Genomic DNA, 2,537 nt, shown 5'->3' on the forward strand with positions numbered 1-2,537 from the left:
TAGTAATAAATGAAAGTAATTATATATTAATGCTTAGGTTGGCAAGCATGTAATTACAAAAATCAAAATGTAAACGCATTTGCTCCATAAAATATTTAGAAATCAATTATGGCACAAAAATAAAAATGGAGCAACTTTGTGGGAGTATATTAACTCATTTAAAATTATCGAGCATATTCAGATCGGGTGCTTATGATAAAAGAATTTGATGCGGACATTTGGCGAGTCAAACTAAGTTGCACGTTGGCTGTGGATGTATGCTCCCATTAAACTATAGTTTAATGGGCAGTTAACTTAAGATTGAAATTTAAGCTATCACCTCGAAAGTTGGGCCATGGGTTAACCTGCTATTCAAAAATAATTTTAGGTTTTTTCCCGATCAGGTTACCAACTTTGATCAATGTCTCAAGAGTAAAATTAGACTTACCAGAAACTATCCTTTGCGCTTGTGATGTACTTGTTTCTAGTTTTTCTTTGACGTCTTTGAATGAAATCTTGTTCGTAGTAATATAATTGTTTATTTCTTTTGCAATAACTTCTTTAAGGGCCATGTACTCTATAGCATCTTGTTTTGCTTCTGCCTCAATTTTTTTAATTTCTTCTTTAGTGAAGTTTTCGCGTAGTATTTGATTAATGTTTTTCATATTCTATAACACCTCGCTTTAGTTTCCTGGCTACCTTATCAGCTTGCGCTACATCTCTAGTTTGAGATTTTTTATCGCCGCCTAAAAGCCCAATATAGACTTTGTTTTCATGATGTATGTAATAAAGTCTATTACCATATTTTGTGCACCTCAGCTCTTTTACTTTCTCTTTAGTGCCTTTCAGTGGCCTTGAATATGGGAGTTCAAGTTCATAGCCAAGTATTTCAAGCCGTTTAATTAATAAAACCATCTCTCTTAGTTGAGGTTTTGATAAATTTAGTAACCACTTTTCAGCCTTGGGAAGTAAGTTTACTTCGTACATATCTTTCAACTTTTGCTCTCATATCTTAATTATACCCATATAAGGGCATATGTCAAGAATATTAACCATATAAGGATGATTTTATTTAGTGTTAATATTGCAAATAGAGTTATGTGCTTAGCATCAGGTATTGGAACAAGGTAATAATATGAACAATTATTGTCTGGGAACCGTCATTAACTTTTTAACCATGTTATTTAGTTGTAGTTCGTTTTGAACTTCCAGCGAGGCTTCATAACAAAAATTCTGTATATCTAGAGCGGTATTAATGATTGGCGTCAAAGGTCGCAGAATCATAAAGTTAAAAATTGCTGGTATACCATACATTAAAGTCCACGCTAAAAGCAATATGAATAAAATTGCTGAGCTAGTTTCATTTGACCTTATTTTTTGCAACATCTTTGCTCTCCTAAGCTTAAAACTGGTTTTAGATTATAACAAATCTTACGTTAGTGTGACAGGGTGATTATTATATCAATAATATCTTCACTTATCAGGCATAAAAGCTACGTTTTTGTTGTAATATGGGTTGTATGCAACTGAGATTGATTTATCATTGTAGAAGAGGCAGGGCGGCTTGCTCCCCTTATTGCTCCCCTTATTGCTCCCTTTACCCTGCCTTCTTATTTGATTTAACTTCAGCTTGTAAAACAGCAAGCTTGATTTCTGCTTCATGAAGTTTTTTGCGTGTTGTTTCTAATTCATCCATTAATTTTTGCTCACGCTGTAAAGCATCATCAAAACGAGCATTTAGTAGGGCGGCTTCTTTCTCATAAGCTTTGGTTTTTGCCTGACAATCTTCAGTTGTTGATTTTAACTGTGAGATTAATTTTTCATTATTACTTTCAAGTTCTACAATTTCTTTTAGTGCTTCATGTGTACGAGCTATTTCACGCTCAAGCTTTTCACTGTATAGCGTTTCCTGCTCTTTTAACATATCTTTATATGCACTTTTCAAAGCATCCATCAGGTGTTTTGGCAATGAAATTTCTTTTGAGGCTGCATGCTGTTCTTGCCATTTTTTGATGAATTCAGAGACGGTAGCAAAGTTGCCACCAGTTATGTTTAAGACATTGCGAACGGTTACTTTTTCTCCATCTGAGACAAGTTGCTCGCAAGCCTCTTTCACATTGTCAAATATTAAGTTATCACGTTTTTTTCTAACCATACTTAAATATCAAATAGTATCAATAAAGATATTATATGATATTTTAAAACAGAAATAAAGACTAAATCATAATCGAAGGGTAGGGTGGTAAACAAACCAATACCCGTGTTTAAAGCGGATATTGATAATTTTTTTATAAATTTTGCAGTATTGTAAAAAGGAATCTAATTTAATCGTTTTTGACTGATGACGGCGGCTGTTTTTCCCACCAAAATAACAGACGATAACCAGGTCATCTAACAAGTCTTTAGTGACGGTTATTTCAGGCTCTTTTCCGTTTACTGTGGGTATGGAATTCAGTAGCAATAAGGGTTACAATGCTGTTACCTAAATCAAAATGTCGCGTTTTTAATGAAAGACTTAAGCATTCCTTTAGATATAGACAATCTTAAAGTTATCTATC

General features: G+C 33.5%; 3 protein-coding genes. All 3 read right to left on the reverse strand.

Features of this window, described 5'->3' with window-relative positions:
• Positions 1–347: 347 nt before the first annotated feature.
• Complete coding sequence (locus DNK84_RS05115) at positions 348–644, reverse strand: hypothetical protein (RefSeq protein ID WP_119343485.1); 297 nt, start codon at positions 642–644, stop codon at positions 348–350.
• The gene (locus tag DNK84_RS05120) at positions 631–966 is read right to left on the reverse strand and encodes a type II toxin-antitoxin system RelE/ParE family toxin (protein ID WP_119343486.1); all 336 of its coding nucleotides are present in this window, start codon (positions 964–966) and stop codon (positions 631–633) included. Before DNK84_RS05120 ends, DNK84_RS05115 begins: the two co-directional genes overlap by 14 nt.
• A 610-nt stretch (positions 967–1,576) precedes the next feature.
• Positions 1,577–2,134 carry a DNA-binding protein gene (locus DNK84_RS05130; protein ID WP_119343488.1) on the reverse strand — a complete coding sequence of 186 codons (558 nt, stop codon included), beginning with the start codon at positions 2,132–2,134 and terminating at the stop codon, positions 1,577–1,579.
• Between the last annotated feature and the right edge of the window lie 403 nt (positions 2,135–2,537).

The sequence above is a fragment of the Facilibium subflavum genome, assembly GCF_003574485.1.
GTDB classification, from domain to species: domain Bacteria; phylum Pseudomonadota; class Gammaproteobacteria; order Francisellales; family Francisellaceae; genus Facilibium; species Facilibium subflavum.